We start from the raw sequence: 16635 nt of genomic DNA on the forward strand, positions 1-16635 counted from the left end.
GTAATGGCAAGCGCAGCGCATCGCCCCTGCGCGCGGCGGTCTGCTTGACCGCACTTTGGCGCATGGCATAGTCGCCCCGTGCAGCGGGGGCCGGTTCATCACCTTTCCGGCCCGTACCGGGGAGAGGACATGAGCGGAACTACCGAAGGCGCGCTGGCCGAATGGCGGCGGTATGGCATCCTGCCGATTGCGGCGGCGCTGGGCTATGCCACCTGCGTCATCCATATCTACGGCCTTGGCGTGTTCATCGAGCCGATTTCCAAGGAATTCGGCTGGAGCCGCACGGCAACGACCATCGGCCTCACGCTCTCCACGGTGATCCAGGCGCTCTGCGCGATCCCGATCGGCATGGCGGTTGACCGGTTCGGCCCGCGCAAGCTGGCGATTGTCGGCACGCTGCTGACCTGCGTGGCCTTTGCCAACCTGTCCAACGCCACCGGCGGGATGACGAACTGGTACGTCATCTGGATCATCATGTCGCTGGCCTCGCTGCCAATCCAGGCGACGATCTGGACCAGCGCCGTGGCATCGCGGTTCCACCATTCGCGCGGCATAGCCCTGGCGGTAACGCTGTGCGGGGCATCCGTGGCGCTGATCGTGTTCCCCTTCCTGGGTGCGGAACTGATCCAGATGTACGGCTGGCGCGATGCCATGCGGATCGAGGCGCTGATCTGGCTGGCGATTGCCTGGCCGATCGTCATCTTCCTGTTTCGCGGCGCACAGGACGAGAAGCGCAAGCCCGAAGCGGCAGGAGCGCCCGCCGCCCAGCCGCTTTCCGGGATTTCGCTGCTCGAAGGGCTCAAGTCCACGATCTTCCTGCGCCTGCTGATCGTGGCGCTGCTGTTCACCTTCGCCATGATCGGCCTCAACGTGCACTTCCCGCTGATGGTCAAGGCAAACGGCTTCACTCCGGTGGAGGCGGCCGCGCTGGCCTCGCTGATCGGCTGGTTCTCGATCCCGGGGCGCATCGTCACCGGCTTCATGCTTGACCGCCTGCGGGCATCGCTGGTCGGTGCGGTCGCCTTCCTGCTGCCGGCAATCGCCTGCGCCATCCTGCTGTTCGGCGGCGGCAGCGCGCTGAGCATTGGGGTGGCTGCGGCCTTCATCGGCTTCACCCTGGGGGCAGAGGTGGACGTGCTGGTCTATCTCACCACCCGCTATTTCGGCCTGCGCAATTTCGGCGGGCTCTACGGCGGCATCCTTGCGGCGCTTTCGGTCGGTACGGCATTCGGCCCGCTTGCCGCATCGCGTGTGTTCGATGTGTGGGCCAGCTACGATCCCTTCCTCACCGTCACGCTGGGCATGATGGCCTTCTCCAGCCTGCTGCTCGCCAGCCTGCCGCGTCCGAAGGCGGAATTCCAGGAGGTGCGCAGCGATGGCTGATTGGACCGAACTGACGCGCGGCTTCTATCTTGAAGGGCTGCTGGTCGATGGGCCGGATATCTGGTTCACCGATGTCACGCGGGGCGGGGTGCACAACCTGCGCACGGGGCAGACCGTGCTGCCCGAGCGGACCATGGTCGGCGGCCTGCTGCTCAATGCCGATGGCAAGCTGCTGGTCGCCGGCGGCGGCGGGGTGGACTGGGTCGATCCCGCAAGCGGCGCAAGCGGCACGCTGCTGACCGTCGAGGATGGCGTCAACGAGATGCGCTCCGACGGCGCGGGCGGACTGCTGTTCGGCACTATCGACCTGCCTTCGATCCTCAAGGGCGAGAAGCCCGGGCCCAGCTCGATCCGCCGCCTGTCGACAGATGGCACGATGAGCGTGCTGCGCGATGGCCTGGCCTTTGCCAACGGCCTTTCGCTCAGTCCCGACGGACAGGTGCTCTATTTCAACGAGAGCTTTGTCGCCTCGCGCCGCTTCCCGGTGGGCGAGGGCTTCGTGCTCGGCGAAATGGAGACCTTCCGCGACATGGCGGACTGCGATGGCATGGCGCTCGACGTTGGGGGCAATATCTGGCTCTGCGGCTTCGCCAGCGACCATCTCGTCTGCATGTCACCGCGGGGCGAGGAAATTGGCCGCCTGCAACTGCCCGGTCCGGCCTGCACCAACGTCCGCTTCGGGGGAGAGGACATGCGCGACCTGTTCGTGACCGTCGTCGACACTGCCGATGCGCAGAAGCTTGCCGATGGCGTGCCGATCAAGGCGCAGAATTCGGCAATGTACCGCACCCGGGCCGAAGTGGCGGGCGCCCCGATCGCCCGCACCGCCTTCCGGCTGGGCTGAGCCAACCTACCAGCGGTCGCCGTCGGTGCCGACCTCGATCGGACGCTGGTAGCTCTTGTCTTCGTTGCTCCAGACCGAGCGGAGGAAGCCCTTGCACATCGGGCCGTTCACCCATTCGGCCGAGCCATCCATCGACATTTCCACCGTGCAGCGGCGATAGAGGATGCGCCATTCCCCGTCCCGCTTTTCCAGCCGGTCGAAATAGCGACCGGGGGCGATCTTCATCTCCTGCTTGTCGGGGGAGAGCATGGTGCCGATGACATAGGTTTCGCAGTGCGCGGTATCGCCGTCGATCTCGCAGTTGTGCGTCGTCAGGTTGTGCATGGTGGCGGAAAAGAACCGTGCGTGGCCGGCATTGGCGCGCGCTGGATAGTCGGGCGCGTGCATGATCATCGGGCCGTGTTCATCAATTCCCTCGGGCCACCAGCACGATGCGATGATCTCCTCGTCCTGCCGGTCGCGCCCGCGCGATTCGCGGTGGATCACGTCGATGATGTCCTGCCGGTCCTTGAGATAGCGGACGGTGCGGGCAAGCTCTTCAAATTCCGACGGGTTGCTCATCTGTGGTCAGATCCTCGATATGGGAGACGGGGCGGGCCATGCGCACGCCAAGCCAGGTTGCCAGACCACCTAGCACGAGCAGCGATCCGGTCCAGTTGGGATAACCGGCGGCGATGATCTGGGTTGCCACCAGCGGCAGCAATGCGCCGCCGATCATCCCGCCGACGTTGAAGGCGAGGCTGGTGCCGGTATAGCGCAGCCGCACCGGGAACAGGCTGGCGAGCCATGGGCCAAGCGTCGAGTTGTTGTAGCCCAGGATCAGCATGGTCAGCGAAAGCGTAACTGCTGCCAGCTCCAGCGAGCCGATGGCCAGCCCCGGGCCGAAGCCAAGCCCGCAGACCGCCAGCCCCAGCGCACCCATGGCAATGGTCTCGCCCGGATTGGTCCGGTCGGCCCGGCGCGCCCCGGCAACGATGCCGGCGGCATAGAAGAACGGCGGGATCAGCTGGATGGCCAGGAACGATTGCCGGTCATAGCCAAGCTGCGTGGTCGCCTGGGCAAGCGCGAAGGCGGTGGTCATGTAAAAGGCGGCGAAGGTGGCGATGGCCCCGGCGCTGCCCCAGACGAAGGCACCGGTCTTTTCGCGGAAGATTGTCGCCAGCGGCACCGAAGGGGCGTGCCCCTTGGCCATCGCCTCGCGGAATTCGGGCGTCTCGGATATCCGCAGCCGCACCCACAGCCCCAGCACGACCAGCGCGGCGGACAGCAGGAAGGGCAGGCGCCAGCCCCAGGAGGTGAAGTCTTCCTTGCTCAGCATGGTGCTGAGCAGCAGGAACAGACCGTTCGCCAGTACCAGTCCGATGGGCGCGCCAAGCTGGGGCGCGGCGCCGAAGCGGGCGCGCCAGCCGGGCGGGGCATTCTCCACCGCCAGCAGCGCCGCGCCGCCCCATTCGCCGCCAAGGCCAAGCCCCTGCCCGAAGCGCAGCAGGCAGAGCAGCGCTGGCGCGATCCACCCGGCCTGGGCATAGGTGGGAAGCAGGGCGATGGCCGTGGTGGAAACGCCCATCAGCAGCAGGGCGACAACCAGCGTTGCCTTGCGGCCCACCCGGTCGCCGAAATGGCCGAAGGCCACGGCACCGACCGGCCGCGCGACGAAGGCGATCCCGAAGCTCATCAGTGAAAGCAGCGTTTGCGCCGCAACCGATTCCGAAGGGAAGAACAGCGGCCCGAAGACCAGCGCGGCGGCCGTGCCGTAAATGAAGAAGTCGTAATACTCGATGGTCGAACCGACCATGGCCGCAGCCAGCACGCGGCTGTTTTCCGCTATCGGTGATTGCCCCTTGGCCATGCACGCTCTCCCCTCCTGCGGGAGGTATCTGGCCCGGCGGGCGATGGTCAAGGGGGAGGGGGGATCGAATGCCGTTCACCTGCCGCGCGGGGCCTGTCACCGGGATCGCCGCCGCCATCGGGAAAAGCGCTGCGCTTTCACTTGGCGTTCAGGCCCATGCTGGTTATAGACCCGCCCATGCTGAAGCACTCGCCGACCAAGCTCGCCGTCCTCGCACTCGCCTCAACGGCCCTGCTGCTCACTTCGGGCTGCGGCGGCGGGCGCAAGAATCGCGATACCGCCTATGTCGCGCGCGATGTGGAAACGCTCTACACCGCGGCAAAGGACCAGCTCGATCGTGGCGATACGCGCATTGCCGCGGCGCTGTTCGACGAGGTGGAGCGCCAGCATCCCTATTCGCCCTGGGCCCGCCGCGCCCAGCTGATGAGCGCCTTTTCCTATTATGCCGGGCGTGACTACACGAAGTCGATCCAGGCGGCGCAGCGCTTCCTGTCGATCCATCCGGGCAACAAGGACGCGCCTTACGCCTATTACCTGATCGCGCTGTGCTATTACGAGCAGATCAGCGACGTGACGCGCGACCAGAAGGCGACGCAGCAGGCGCTCGATGCGATGAACGAAGTGGTCCGCCGCTTCCCGTCCACGCGCTATGCCACCGATGCCCAGCTCAAGCTTGACCTGATCAACGATCACCTTGCCGGCAAGGAGATGGAGATCGGCCGGTTCTATGAGCGGTCGGGCAGGTGGCTTGCCGCGCAGCTGCGGTTCCGCACTGTGGTGGAAAAGTACCAGACCACCAGCCACACGCCCGAGGCCCTGTTCCGCATGGTGGAAACCAGCCTCGTGCTCGGCCTGCCGAGCGAGGCGCAGAAGGCGGCGGCGGTGCTGGGTGCCAACTATCCCGGCAGCGAATGGTACCAGCGGGCTTTCAAGCTGATGGAAAAGCACGCACCGGGCGCGCAGGCGATCTGATTTCCTGCCGGACTGCACCGGCTTTCTACCTGCCAAGTTGACATTTGCGGGCAAGCGGCCTTTGGTGAGGCCATGCTTTCGCAGAAGACCCGCTATACCATCCGCGCGCTCCAGCACCTGTCCGACACCTGGCAGCAAGGGCCGGTGCGACTCGATGCGATTGCCGAGGCGCAGAACATCCCCCGCAAGTTCCTCACCGTCATCCTGGCGGAAATGGTGCGCGAAGGTCTGGTCATCTCGCACCGCGGACGCGACGGCGGCTATGAGCTGGGCCTGCCGCCGGTGGATATCCGCTATGGCGACATCATCCGCCTGACGCGCGGCAGCCTGGCACTGGTGCCCTGCGCCAGCCGCAACGCGCACGAGCATTGCCAGAACTGCCTGCCGGAAAGCGAATGCCGCCTGCGCGGCCTGATGCTTACCCTTCGCGACGAGATGGCGGCCATGCTCGACAAGGTAACGCTGGCCGATCCCATCGTGGTCGAACCGCCCTTCGCCGATGAGCCCGAAGCGGGCTAACCGCCTGTCGCAGCAAAGTAGCACTTTGTCGCAGGCAATACTTTCTTCTATTGTCTATGCAATCGGTAGAGATAAGATCATGGGCACAGGAGGCCCACGATGGAATCGAACCGCGATGATCGCAGCAAGGCTGCCACACAGGCCGCAGGGCAGGGCACAAGCCCGCTCGAGGCCGTGGCAGAAGCTGTTTCGCGGCTGCGTTACGGGGCGATCGAGCTGACGGTCCACGATGGCCGTGTCGTCCAGCTCGACGTGACGGAGCGCCGCCGCTTCAACTGACACCCTTCTCTCCCGGCCGGGCGGCTTCCATCAGGCCATGCCCGGCGAACCCCCGATGCAGACCGGACCGCCGGATGCATCCATTCCCTTGAACCAAAGGATTGGAAATGCATTCGTTCGTCCGCAGCGGCCTGCTGGCCGCAACCGCCGTTGGTGCCCTGATTTCGGCACCTGTCCACGCCCAGACCACCGCTGCCGCCGCCACTCCGGCCGATCCGCAGGCGGAAGAAGACGTCAGCCGCGGCGAGGTGATCATCGTCACCGCCCGCCGCCGGCAGGAAACCGCGCAGAAGGTTCCGCTGGCGATCTCCGTCATCAAGGCGGATTCGATTGAATCGACCGGCAACTTCAACGTCACCAAGCTGCCGCAGCTTGCGCCCACGCTGCAGGTCTATACCTCGAACCCGCGCAACACCTCGGTCAACATCCGCGGCATCGGCGTCCCCTTCGGCCTCACCAGCGACGGCTTCGAACAGGGCGTCGGCATCTATGTCGACGATGTCTACAACTCGCGCGTTGCCGCGGCGACCTTCGATTTCCTCGATGTCCAGCAGGTCGAAGTCCTGCGCGGTCCGCAAGGCACGCTTTACGGCAAGAACACGACAGCCGGCGCGATCAACATCACCACCAACGCGCCGACCTTCGAGTTCGAGGGGCGCGGCGAGCTGACGCTGGGCAACCTTTCCTTCCGCCAGGCCAAGGCGGCCGTTTCCGGGCCGCTTTCGGATACGGTCGCGGTGCGGCTGGCAGGCAGCTTCACCAACCGCCGTGGCACGATCTATAACGTGACCTCGAAGCAGTGGATCAACGAGCAGGACAACCTGGGCCTGCGCGCGCAGGTGCTGTTCAAGCCCAGCGAGGACCTGTCGATCACGCTTTCGGGCGACTATTCGGCGCAGGATCCCGAATGCTGCGGCACGGTTTACGTCCGCACCGGCCTGACGCAGCGTGCTTTGTCGCGCCAGTACGAGGCACTGGCCGCGGCGCAGGGCTATACGGTGGTCAGCCGCAATCCCTTTGCCCGCCTGACCGATCTCGATGCCCCGCTCGATGCCGGGAACAAGATCGGCGGCGCTTCGGTGAAGGTGAAGTGGGACATCGGCGCGGGCACGCTGACCTCGGTCTCGGCCTGGCGCTTCTGGGACTGGAAGCCGAAGAACGACCGCGACTTCACCGGGCTGTCGGTGGTCTCCGCTTCCAACAACCCTTCGCAGCAGGACCAGTATAGCCAGGAGCTGCGCTACAACTATTCGGGTGACAGGCTCGATTTCGTGGTCGGCGCATTCGGTTTCCACCAGCGGATCGACACGCAGGGGATCGAGCAGCAGGGCATCAATGCCAGCAAGTGGAACCTGACCGGGGCGCTGTCGAACGATCCGTCCGTCCTCTCGGGCCTTACCGCGCGCAACACCCAGTGGCTGAAGGCAACGAGCGCTGCGCTCTATGGCCAGCTCAGCTACAAGCTGACCGACAGGCTGACCGTCCAGCCCGGGCTTCGCCTCAACTATGACAAGAAGTCCGGCTTCTACCAGCGCCGGGTGTTTAACGGTGCGGGCACGGAAATCTCGTGCTTCAACCCGGCCCCGGCTTCGGGCACCGTCCTGGCGGCGCAGTGCGGCATCTATTCGCCGCAGGTCAGCGCGCCCTCGGCAAGTGACTGGAACTTCAGCTACGATTTCAACCTGAACTACCGCTTCTCGCCCGATGTGCTGGCCTATGCGACCTATGCCAAGAGCTTCAAGACCATCGGCATCAACCAGAACGGGCTGCCCACCGACAGCGCGGGCAATCCGATCACGGCAGCAGGCACGGTGAAGCCGGAATCGGTCAATCACTTCGAGATTGGCCTCAAGACCCAGTTCTGGAACCGGCTGGCCACGTTCAACCTTGCGGCGTTCCACACGTCGATCGCCAATTATCAGGTGACGGTCAGCAATGGCCAGTTCGGCGTGCTGCGCGGCTATCTGGCCAATGCCGGCAAGGTCCGTACGCAGGGCATCGAGGCAGACTTCAAGATCCGGCCGAGCGACCGCTTCTCCGCCTATGCCAACGCCGCCTATACCGATGCCCGCTACGTCAGGTTCGTCGATGCCCCGTGCCCGCCCGAGCTGGCCGGTGGCACCACCGCGACCGCAGGCCAGACGCCCAGCGCGCCCGGCAGGCCCGGCGGCATCAGCCCGGCCAATTGCGACATCTCCGGCCAGCGCCTGCCCGGCGTTTCGAAGTGGGCCTTCTCCTACGGGGCAGAGGCCAATTTTCCCGCCCGCCTGCTGGACAAGGAAGGGCAGGTCTACCTTGGCGTGGACGGCAGCTACCGCTCGGGCTTTTCGTCAAACCCGTCGGAATCGGTCTATACCAACATCGAAGGCTATGCGCTCACCAACCTGCGCCTGGGCTTCCGGTCGGAAGGCTTCGATATCTACGGCTGGGTCAGGAACGTGTTTGACGTCAATTACTTCGAACTCCTCCAGGTCGCGCCGGGCAATGTCGGCCTGATCGCCGGCCAGCCGGGAGACCCGCGCACCTTCGGGGCAACGGTAAAATTCGGGTTTTGAGGTAGCGAGTGGTGGTTTAGCCGGGTGACTTGCCCGCCAGCGTTCGCTAGAACGATGCGCGAACATGATCACCCGGCTATCCATCCGCAACATCGTCCTGATCGAAGCGCTCGACCTCGATTTCGCGCGCGGGCTGGGCGTGCTGACCGGGGAGACGGGCGCGGGCAAGTCGATCCTGCTCGATGCGCTGGGGCTGGTGCTGGGCGACCGCGCCGATTCCGGGCTGGTCCGCGCCGGTGAAGACAAGGCCAGCGTTGCCGCCACCTTCGAATTTGCCGTGCTTCCGCCCGCGCTGGCGCAGGTTCTGGCCGATGCCGATGTGGAAATCGAGCCCGGCGAAGCGCTCGTCATCAAGCGGCAGGTCAAGGCAGACGGGGGTTCCAAGGCCTCGATCAACGACCAGCCGGTGGGCGTCGCCCTGCTGCGCGAGATTGCCCCGATGCTGGTCGAACTGCACGGCCAGCATGATGATCGCGGACTGGTCAACCCGCGTGGCCACCGGGCGCTGCTCGATCGCTATGCGCGTGGCGATGTGGCCGGCGTGGAGGCCGCGTGGAAGGCCTGGCGCACCGCCGAGGATGCGCTGGCATCGGCCCGCGCCGCCATAGATCAGGCCAGCGCCGACCGTGACCTGCTGCTCGCCCACCTTGCCGAACTGACTGAACTCGCCCCCGAAGAGGGTGAGGAGGAACAGCTCGCCGGTGCCCGCGCCGACATGCAGAAGGGGGAGCGACTTTCCGGCGACCTTGCCGAACTGCAGCACTTGTGGGCCGGTTCCGATTCCGCGCTCGCTTCGCTGCGCAGCGCCGCCCGCCGGCTTGATCGCATTGCCGGCGAGCATCCGCTGCTCGGCGAAGCGCTGGCCGCGCTTGACCGCGCAGTGATCGAAGCGAGCGAGGCGGAAGACCGGATTGCCCGTGCGGCGGAGGCTTTGTCGCACGATCCGATGATGCTTGACCGGATCGAGACGCGCCTGTTCGACCTGCGCGCCGCAGCCCGCAAGCATGGCTGCCAGGTGGATGACCTGCCGGCAAAGGCGCGCGAAATGCGGGCTGCGCTCGATGCCATCGAAGGTGGGGAGGCGGAAATCGGTGCGCTTGAGGCGCGCGCGCACGAGGCAGGGCTGAATTACCAGGCGCTCGCAGAAACACTGTCGATCACGCGCTACGAGGCCTCGCAACGGCTGGACCGGGCCGTGGCAGAGGAACTTGCCCCGCTCAAGCTCGATGCCGCGCGGTTCAAGACGCAGATCCTGCGCCTGCCGGAAGACCGCTGGGGGCCGGGCGGCATGGATGCGGTGGAATTCCTGATCGCCACGAACCCCGGCGCGCCTTTCGCCCCGCTGGGCAAGATCGCCTCGGGCGGCGAGCTTTCGCGCTTCATCCTGGCGCTGAAGGTGGCGCTGGCCGAAGAGGGCGGCGCGGCAACGGTGATCTTCGACGAGATCGACCGCGGCGTTGGCGGTGCGGTTGCCTCCGCGATTGGCGAGCGGCTGGCGCGGCTGGCGGCGGCGGGTCAGCTGCTTGCCGTCACCCATTCGCCGCAGGTCGCCGCGCGGGGCGGGACGCATTACGTCATCGCCAAGTCGAGCGAAGGCACCGTGACACGAACCTCCGTCCACCTGCTCGACGCGGCAGGTCGGCAGGAGGAAATCGCCCGCATGCTCTCGGGCGCCGAAATCACCGCCGAGGCCCGGGCCCAGGCTGATCGCTTGCTGGAAGGCGTATGATGGATCTGGGCGAAGCCGACGCCGCCAACGAGCTGATGCGCCTTGCCCGCGCAATCGCGCGGCACAACCGGCTCTATCATGCCGAGGATTCGCCCGAGATTTCCGACGCGGAATACGATGCGCTGGTGCGCCGCAATGCCGAGCTGGAGGCCGCCTATCCGCACCTCGTCCGCGAGGACAGCCCCAGCCGGAAGGTGGGGCATGAGGTAGCCGCATCGCCGCTGTCGAAGGTCACGCACGAGGTTCGCATGATGAGCCTCGACAATGCGTTCTCGGACGAGGATGCGGCCGAATTCGTCGCTCGCGTGCGCCGGTTCCTGAACCTGCCGAACGATGCGCCGGTCGCCATGACAGCAGAGGACAAGATCGACGGGCTGTCCTGTTCGCTGCGCTATGAAGCCGGGCGGCTCGTCCGTGCGGCAACCCGCGGCGACGGGCAGGTGGGTGAGGACGTGACGGCGAATGTCGCCACGATTTCCGATATTCCCCAGATACTTGCCGGTGAAGTTCCAGACGTTTTCGAGATTCGGGGCGAGGTCTTCATGGCCAAGGCGGATTTCGTTGCGCTCAATGCGCGGCAGGAAGCGGCGGGCGACAAGATCTTTGCCAATCCGCGTAATGCCGCCGCCGGGTCGCTGCGGCAGAAGGATGCTGCGATCACCGCCAGCCGGCCCTTGCGCTTCCTGGCCCACGGCTGGGGTGCGGCAAGCGCCGTTCCCGCGGAGAGCCAGTTCGCCATGATGCAGCGCATTGCCGCCTGGGGTGTGCCGGTCTCGCCATTGCTGGTGCGCTGCGAAAGTCTTGACCAAATGCTCGCGCATTATCGCAGCATTGAGCATCAACGTGCTGATCTGCCTTACGATATCGATGGCGTCGTCTACAAGGTTGACCGGCTGGACTGGCAAGAGCGGCTGGGCTTCGTCGCCAAGGCGCCGCGCTGGGGCATGGCGCACAAGTTTCCCGCTGAACGGGCAGAGACGACGCTGGAGGCCATCGACATCCAGGTCGGGCGGACCGGCAAGCTGACCCCGGTGGGCCGGCTCAAGCCGGTGACGGTGGGCGGGGTCGTCGTCCAGAACGTCACCCTGCACAACCGTGACGAGATTAGCCGGCTGGGCCTGCGGGTAGGGGACCGGGTGGTGCTGCAGCGCGCCGGTGACGTCATTCCGCAAGTCGTCGAGAACCTGACGCGCGACGATCCCCGCGCCGCCTATGCCTTTCCCGACCATTGCCCGGAATGCGACAGCGAGGCGGTTGCCGAGGAGGGGGAGGTTGACGTGCGCTGCACCGGCGGGCTGATCTGCCCGGCGCAGCGGACCGAACGGCTCAAGCATTTCGTTTCGCGCGCGGCGCTGGACATCGAAGGGCTTGGCGAGAAGACGATCGACAAGTTCTTCGCGCTCGGCTGGCTGGAAAGCCCGGCGGATATCTTCCGGCTGCGCGCGCGCCGCTCTGCCATTCTCGAGCGCGAGGGGTGGAAGGAAAAGTCGGTCGACAACCTCCTCGCCGCGATCGAGGCAAAGCGCGCGCCCGATGCGGCCCGTCTGCTTTTCGGCCTTGGCATCCGCCATGTCGGCGCGGTGACGGCGCGCGACCTGCTCAAGCGATTCACCACGCTGCCCGCGCTGCGCTCGGCGGCTGAGGCGGCGCATGGCGGAGACGGTGACGCGCTTGCCGAGCTGGCATCCATTGACGGGATCGGCCCTGCCGTGATCGAGGCGCTGGGCGATTTCTTCCACGAACCGCACAATGTCGCGGTGTGGGAAGACCTGCTCAGCGAGGTTTCGCCGCCGGACTATGTGGTGGAGACAAAGGCCAGCGCCGTTTCGGGCAAGACGGTGGTATTCACCGGCAAGCTGGAAACCATGAGCCGCGACGAGGCCAAGGCGCAGGCCGAAAGGCTGGGCGCCAAGGCCGCCGGTTCGGTCAGCGCCAAGACGGACCTTGTCGTCGCCGGGCCGGGCGCAGGATCGAAGCTGAAGCAGGCGGCGGCGCTGGGCATCGAGGTGATCGACGAGGCCGCCTGGGCCGAAATCGTCAGGGCCGCGGGCTAGCGCCGAGGTTCTGTTACCAGCGCTGCGCCCACTCGGCGAGTGCACCGGTGCGGGCCTTGCGCCCGCGAATGCCGACGCGCTTCCGCAGCCAGAGGATCGACCAGTCCCCGTTCACCAGCCGGGCCGCCAGCCGCAGACCGGCGAGGCGGCAGGCACGCCGCACCTGGGCTTCCTGCGATTCGAGCAGGCCCGCCAGCAGCAGGTGCCCGCCGGGGATCAGCGCCTTGGCGAAGTCCGGCGCAAGGCCGATCAGCGGGCCGGCAAGGATATTGGCAATGACCAGGTCATAGGGCCCGCGCGCTTCGAGCAGGGGGTGTTCCATGCCGTCTGCTACCAGCATGGTCACTTCGCCCGGAGCCGCGCCCATGGCCACGCCGTTGAGTTCGGCATTATCCTCGACCACACCGACGCAGACCGCGTCGATATCGCTCGCCGTGGCCAGCGCACGTGGCCACAGGTGCAGCGCGGCAAAGGCCAGCAGGCCGGTGCCCGTGCCGATATCGGCAAGATTGCGAACCACCACGCCCTGCACCTTCATATGGGTCAGCATGGCAAGGCAGCCGGCCGTGGTCGCGTGCTGGCCGGTGCCGAAGGCCTGGCTGGCGGGAATGCAGTAATCCCTGATCCCGCCCTCGCTGAGGGCTGGGTGATCGGGGGTGTGGACGTGAAACACCCCGGCGCGGATCGGCTCCAGCCCTTGCTGGCTCTGCGTCAGCCAATCGACATCGGGCAGCTTCTCGATCTCGAAGGGCGGCGGCGAACCGCCGAACAGTCCGGCAAGCGCGGCCTTGTCGGCCTTGCCCGGCTTGCGCGGCAGCCATGCTTCCAGCTGCCAGTCATCGGGCTTGTCTTCGGCAATCTCGCTGCCGGAAATGACGATATCGGGATCCCAGTCCCAGGCATCCTCATGCGCCAGCAGCGCGCCCTCGATTACCGGGCGGCGGGCAAATGCCGTGATTTTCCAGCTCATTTCGCGGCCGATACCGGGCGTGTTTCGGAAGCGAGCCGTTCCTCGAACCGCTTGAGCGCGGCATCGGCATAGGTGCGGCATGAACCGGGCAGGGCGAGCGGCTTGATCCCGGACATGCGCGGGAACAGGCCGCTCGACGATGGGTGGGGCGTAACGATGATGTCGCAGGGCAGGGCGGCAATCTTCGCGATGCCGGATCGGACTTCGCCCACCCGCTTGGGGTTGTCGGCAAAGCGATAGCCGTCCGCCGATATGGTCGTCGCGCTGTCGGCATAGGCGATGGTGCGGCACACCGCGCCTTCGCATTCGCGCCAGGTCCAGCTGGTCGATCCCGGGGAATGGGCAGGCGTGGCATGGGCGGTGAAAACCACCGAGCCGGCATTAAGTGTGCCGTTGTTGCGCACCGCATAGGCGACCTGCAGCGGCTGCATCGGTTCCTTTTCCAGCAGCGGTGCCTGCGGGTCTTCAGGCGAGGGCTTGCCGCTGGACAGGATATCCGACTGGAACGGCCCGGCGATCACCCGCGCGCCGGTCTCCCGCTGGATGGCGGCAACCGCACCGGCATGGTCGTAATGTTCGTGGCTGATGACGATCCAGCGCACCATGCGCGGCGAAAAGCCGAGGCGGCGGATGTTTTCCAGCACCAGCGGGGCGGCTTCCGGCACACCCGCATCGAGCAGGACCAGCCCGGCCCTGGTTTCCACAAGCAGGGCCGTGATGCCGCAGGTGCCGACATAATAGGTGCGCCCGAACAGCCGCGCCGGCGGTGCCGGCTGCGCCCAGCCATCCTTTCCGGCGCAGGCCGCGGCGATGTTGCGCGTCTCGCCGGGGCGCGGCGGCAGCGGCTGCGCGGCAGACGGCGCGGCAAGCCCGGTGGCGAGGATTGCGGCGGCGAGAACGCCTGCAGCGGCGGGCCTAGCGGACATAGCTTGCTCCATTGGCATCGAGTGTCGCCCCGGTCATGCTTTCGGGCGCATCGAGCGCGCAGAACACGGCGATGGTGGCGATTTCCTGCGGCGTGGCGACCCGGCCGAGCGGAATGTCCGCAAGGATGCCCGCGCCGCCCCGGCTGGCGAGATAGTCTCCCGCCATGGCCGTATCGGTAAAGCCCGGCGTCACCGCATAGCTCATGATGCCGTGGCCGGCATATTGCCGGGCGATGGTCTTGTGCAGGGCCAGCATGCCGCCCTTTGCAGCGGCATAGTGCCAGTGATCGGGCGAATCGCCGCGGTGCCCGGCGCGGCTGGCGATATGGACCACGCGCCCGCCGATATCCTCTGCCAGCCAGTGACGCACGGCAAAGCGCGCCAGCTGCGCCGCCGAGGTGAGGTTGATGCGCAGCGTGTCTTCCCACGAATCGAGCCACTGGATGTCGGAAACGTCGATCGGGTTCGCCTCGAACAGGCCGGCATTGTTGACCAGCAGGTCGATGTGGCCATCGGCGCGGTCCATGGCTTCTTCCCAGAGCAGCTGGGGCGCCGAAGGCTCGGAGAGGTCGGCGGCGATGGTATCGGCATCGACCGCGCGCGTCGCATGGCCGATCACCCGCACGCCGCGTTGCCTGAGCCCGGCGGCGATGGCCGCACCGATCCCGCGGGAAGAGCCGGTGACAAGGGCGGTGACGGCTGGAGTGGTCATGGGTGACTAGTGAAACAACCCGTAGCCTCTGTCGAGGGGCCGAGTGCGACAGATTGTTACTTGCCGCGCCCCGGAATGCAGTGTGACTCTCCATGCCTGACGATCCGGCAAAAGGGTCGCACAGGAGGGGTTGGACATGGCTGGACCGGAATCGCTGCGCAGTCGCCTGGTCACTATTTCGCGGGCGGCATTGCTTGCCAGTCTGGGAACCCTTGCAAGCGCATCGGCGGCGGGCGGCCCCCAAGCCACCGCCGGTGCGGTCACCTGCGACGTGGCCGCCATCCAGAAGGTTGCACCGTCCGATACCCGCATCGTCGAGGCGCGATGGCTGGATGCGCCGGTCCGGCACTGCCGGGTCGACGGCTATGTCACAACGGAAAACCCGGGGCCCAACCGCAACAACTTCCGGTTGCAGCTACCGGAAAAGAGCCTCTGGGCCGGGCGCTTCTTCTTTATCGGCCTTGGCGGTTCGGGAGGAGCCGTTCCGACCGAGGCACAGGTTCCGCGCGGCAATCCGCTCGTAAAAGGATTTGCCGTGGCGGGCACGGACAAGGGCCACCAGTCGGACCCGCTCGACTGGAGCTTCGCCAGCGATCCGGCCAAGGCGCTCGATAATGCGCATCGCGGCGGACATGTGACGACCGGGGCAGCGCAGGCTATCACGAGGGCCTTCTACGGCGTCAGGAAGATGCATCGCTATCACACCGGCTGTTCGGGCGGTGGCGACATGGGCATGCGGGCGATGCAGTATCACCCCGATGACTATGACGGGGTCCTGCTGGGGTGGATCGGCGGCCCCTATCCGGGTGATCCGCGCAAGACGATGACGGCATGGAACTATTCCGTCGTCATGCGCGAAATGGTGCGCGAGCCGGGGTCATGGATTTCGCCGGCGAAGCGGCAATTCCTTCAGGACAAGGCACTGGCCCTGTGCGACGCGGCAGATGGCGCGAAGGACGAAATGATCTGGGACTCGCGCCAGTGCAAGCTGGACCTGTCGCGCCTGGCCTGCACGGGCGGGGACAGGCCGGACTGCCTTTCCGGGCCAGAGATCACTTCCGTGACCAACATCGTCAGGGACACCGTCTGGCCGATCTCCAACATCAGCAGCTGGAGCACCTACATGGGATCGGTCCCGCCGCCGTGGGATCCTTCGCCCTCGCGCGAGAACGCGGCGAAAACCGCCATGGGCTATGTGATCCTCAACAACTGGGCGCGCACCCACTTGCGCCAGCCCGATCGCGATGTCCTGAAGCAGCCGCTGACCGAGGCAGAGGTCGAGCAGATCTACAAAGGCCAGCTTGGCGCATTTGTCTGGCCCGGCGGCGCGTGGGACCTGGCGGCGTTCGAGAAAGGGGGCGGAAAGTCCATCTTCTATGTCGGGGTAGGGGACCCGGCATTTCCGCACGATGGCCTTGAAAACTGGTTCAGGATCCTGACCGAAAAGGTTGGCGCAAGCCGCCGGGATGGATTTGCCAGGCTTTACCAGGTCCCCGGCTGGGGCCACTGCGGCGGCGGCACCGGGCCCGATGATGGCGCCGATGTCATGCTCGAAGCCCTGGTCAACTGGGTCGAGAAGGGAACGCCGCCCCGGGGCCTCGAAATGCACCGGGGTGCCGATCGCGCCCGGTTCCAGTTTGCCAGCGCAACACCTGGCCGGATCGGTGTCGACGTAGGCTCTGCCAGCGGCCGCCCCCGCGATTTCCTGGTCTGCCCCTATCCCTACCGGTCCGTCTTCGATCGATCGAAGGCATCGGACCCTGCTGCGGTTTACGATGCCCGGAACTGGTCCTGCCGCAAGGCGGACAAGTAGATCGGCTGCCATCGCCCCCGCAATCCCCCA

General features: G+C 66.2%; 14 protein-coding genes. 9 read left to right on the top strand and 5 right to left on the bottom strand.

The genetic code is table 11. From position 1 onward, the window contains the following. Positions 1 to 129 precede the first annotated feature (129 nt). Both C0V78_RS00340 and C0V78_RS00345 read left to right on the top strand, forming a co-directional pair. Positions 130 to 1383 (top strand): MFS transporter, encoded by a 1254-nt coding sequence (locus C0V78_RS00340; RefSeq protein ID WP_101795912.1) that lies wholly within the window; start codon positions 130 to 132, stop codon positions 1381 to 1383. Next, the gene (locus tag C0V78_RS00345) at positions 1376 to 2227 is read left to right on the top strand and encodes an SMP-30/gluconolactonase/LRE family protein (protein WP_101795913.1); all 852 of its coding nucleotides are present in this window, start codon (positions 1376 to 1378) and stop codon (positions 2225 to 2227) included. The genes C0V78_RS00340 and C0V78_RS00345 overlap by 8 nt, the downstream gene beginning before the upstream one ends. A 6-nt stretch (positions 2228 to 2233) precedes the next feature. Here the strand turns inward: C0V78_RS00345 and C0V78_RS00350 are convergent, their stop codons facing one another. After that, positions 2234 to 2788 (bottom strand): nuclear transport factor 2 family protein, encoded by a 555-nt coding sequence (locus C0V78_RS00350; protein WP_101795914.1) that lies wholly within the window; start codon positions 2786 to 2788, stop codon positions 2234 to 2236. After that, complete coding sequence (locus C0V78_RS00355) at positions 2766 to 4076, bottom strand: MFS transporter (protein ID WP_101795915.1); 1311 nt, start codon at positions 4074 to 4076, stop codon at positions 2766 to 2768. The genes C0V78_RS00350 and C0V78_RS00355 overlap by 23 nt, the downstream gene beginning before the upstream one ends. 177 nt (positions 4077 to 4253) lie before the next feature. On the opposite strand from C0V78_RS00355, the gene C0V78_RS00360 reads away from it, so the two are divergent. The 6 genes from C0V78_RS00360 (at position 4254) to ligA (ending at position 12184) form a co-directional block, all read left to right on the top strand. Beyond that, complete coding sequence (locus tag C0V78_RS00360; protein ID WP_101795916.1) at positions 4254 to 5048, top strand: outer membrane protein assembly factor BamD; 795 nt, start codon at positions 4254 to 4256, stop codon at positions 5046 to 5048. A 72-nt stretch (positions 5049 to 5120) separates the two neighbouring features. After that, positions 5121 to 5567, top strand: a complete 447-nt coding sequence (locus C0V78_RS00365) for an Rrf2 family transcriptional regulator (RefSeq protein WP_101795917.1) — start codon at positions 5121 to 5123, stop codon at positions 5565 to 5567. A gap of 99 nt (positions 5568 to 5666) precedes the next feature. Continuing rightward, positions 5667 to 5846 carry a YezD family protein gene (locus tag C0V78_RS00370; protein WP_101795918.1) on the top strand — a complete coding sequence of 60 codons (180 nt, stop codon included), beginning with the start codon at positions 5667 to 5669 and terminating at the stop codon, positions 5844 to 5846. Between the two features lie 107 nt (positions 5847 to 5953). Continuing rightward, the gene (locus C0V78_RS00375; RefSeq protein WP_101795919.1) at positions 5954 to 8401 is read left to right on the top strand and encodes a TonB-dependent receptor; all 2448 of its coding nucleotides are present in this window, start codon (positions 5954 to 5956) and stop codon (positions 8399 to 8401) included. Between the two features lie 64 nt (positions 8402 to 8465). Then, positions 8466 to 10130, top strand: a complete 1665-nt coding sequence (gene recN, locus C0V78_RS00380; RefSeq protein ID WP_101795920.1) for a DNA repair protein RecN — start codon at positions 8466 to 8468, stop codon at positions 10128 to 10130. Further along, complete coding sequence (gene ligA, locus C0V78_RS00385) at positions 10127 to 12184, top strand: NAD-dependent DNA ligase LigA (RefSeq protein ID WP_101795921.1); 2058 nt, start codon at positions 10127 to 10129, stop codon at positions 12182 to 12184. Before recN ends, ligA begins: the two co-directional genes overlap by 4 nt. A 13-nt stretch (positions 12185 to 12197) precedes the next feature. Here ligA and C0V78_RS00390 read toward each other — a convergent pair whose 3' ends face one another. From C0V78_RS00390 to C0V78_RS00400, 3 genes are read right to left on the bottom strand one after another with little or no spacing between them, the layout of a single operon-like run. Then, the gene (locus tag C0V78_RS00390; protein ID WP_101795922.1) at positions 12198 to 13154 is read right to left on the bottom strand and encodes a 50S ribosomal protein L11 methyltransferase; all 957 of its coding nucleotides are present in this window, start codon (positions 13152 to 13154) and stop codon (positions 12198 to 12200) included. Next, positions 13151 to 14080, bottom strand: coding sequence for a subclass B3 metallo-beta-lactamase (bla, locus tag C0V78_RS00395; protein ID WP_254049763.1), 930 nt, complete (start codon positions 14078 to 14080; stop codon positions 13151 to 13153). Before bla ends, C0V78_RS00390 begins: the two co-directional genes overlap by 4 nt. Beyond that, positions 14070 to 14792: an SDR family NAD(P)-dependent oxidoreductase gene (locus C0V78_RS00400; RefSeq protein WP_101795924.1), complete on the bottom strand. Its 723-nt coding sequence runs from the start codon at positions 14790 to 14792 to the stop codon at positions 14070 to 14072. The genes bla and C0V78_RS00400 overlap by 11 nt, the downstream gene beginning before the upstream one ends. 136 nt (positions 14793 to 14928) lie before the next feature. Between C0V78_RS00400 and C0V78_RS00405 the strand changes: the two genes are divergently transcribed. Further along, positions 14929 to 16605: a tannase/feruloyl esterase family alpha/beta hydrolase gene (locus tag C0V78_RS00405; protein ID WP_144039811.1), complete on the top strand. Its 1677-nt coding sequence runs from the start codon at positions 14929 to 14931 to the stop codon at positions 16603 to 16605. Positions 16606 to 16635 lie beyond the last annotated feature (30 nt).

It is taken from the genome of Novosphingobium sp. TH158 (assembly GCF_002855555.1).
Lineage (GTDB): Bacteria > Pseudomonadota > Alphaproteobacteria > Sphingomonadales > Sphingomonadaceae > Novosphingobium.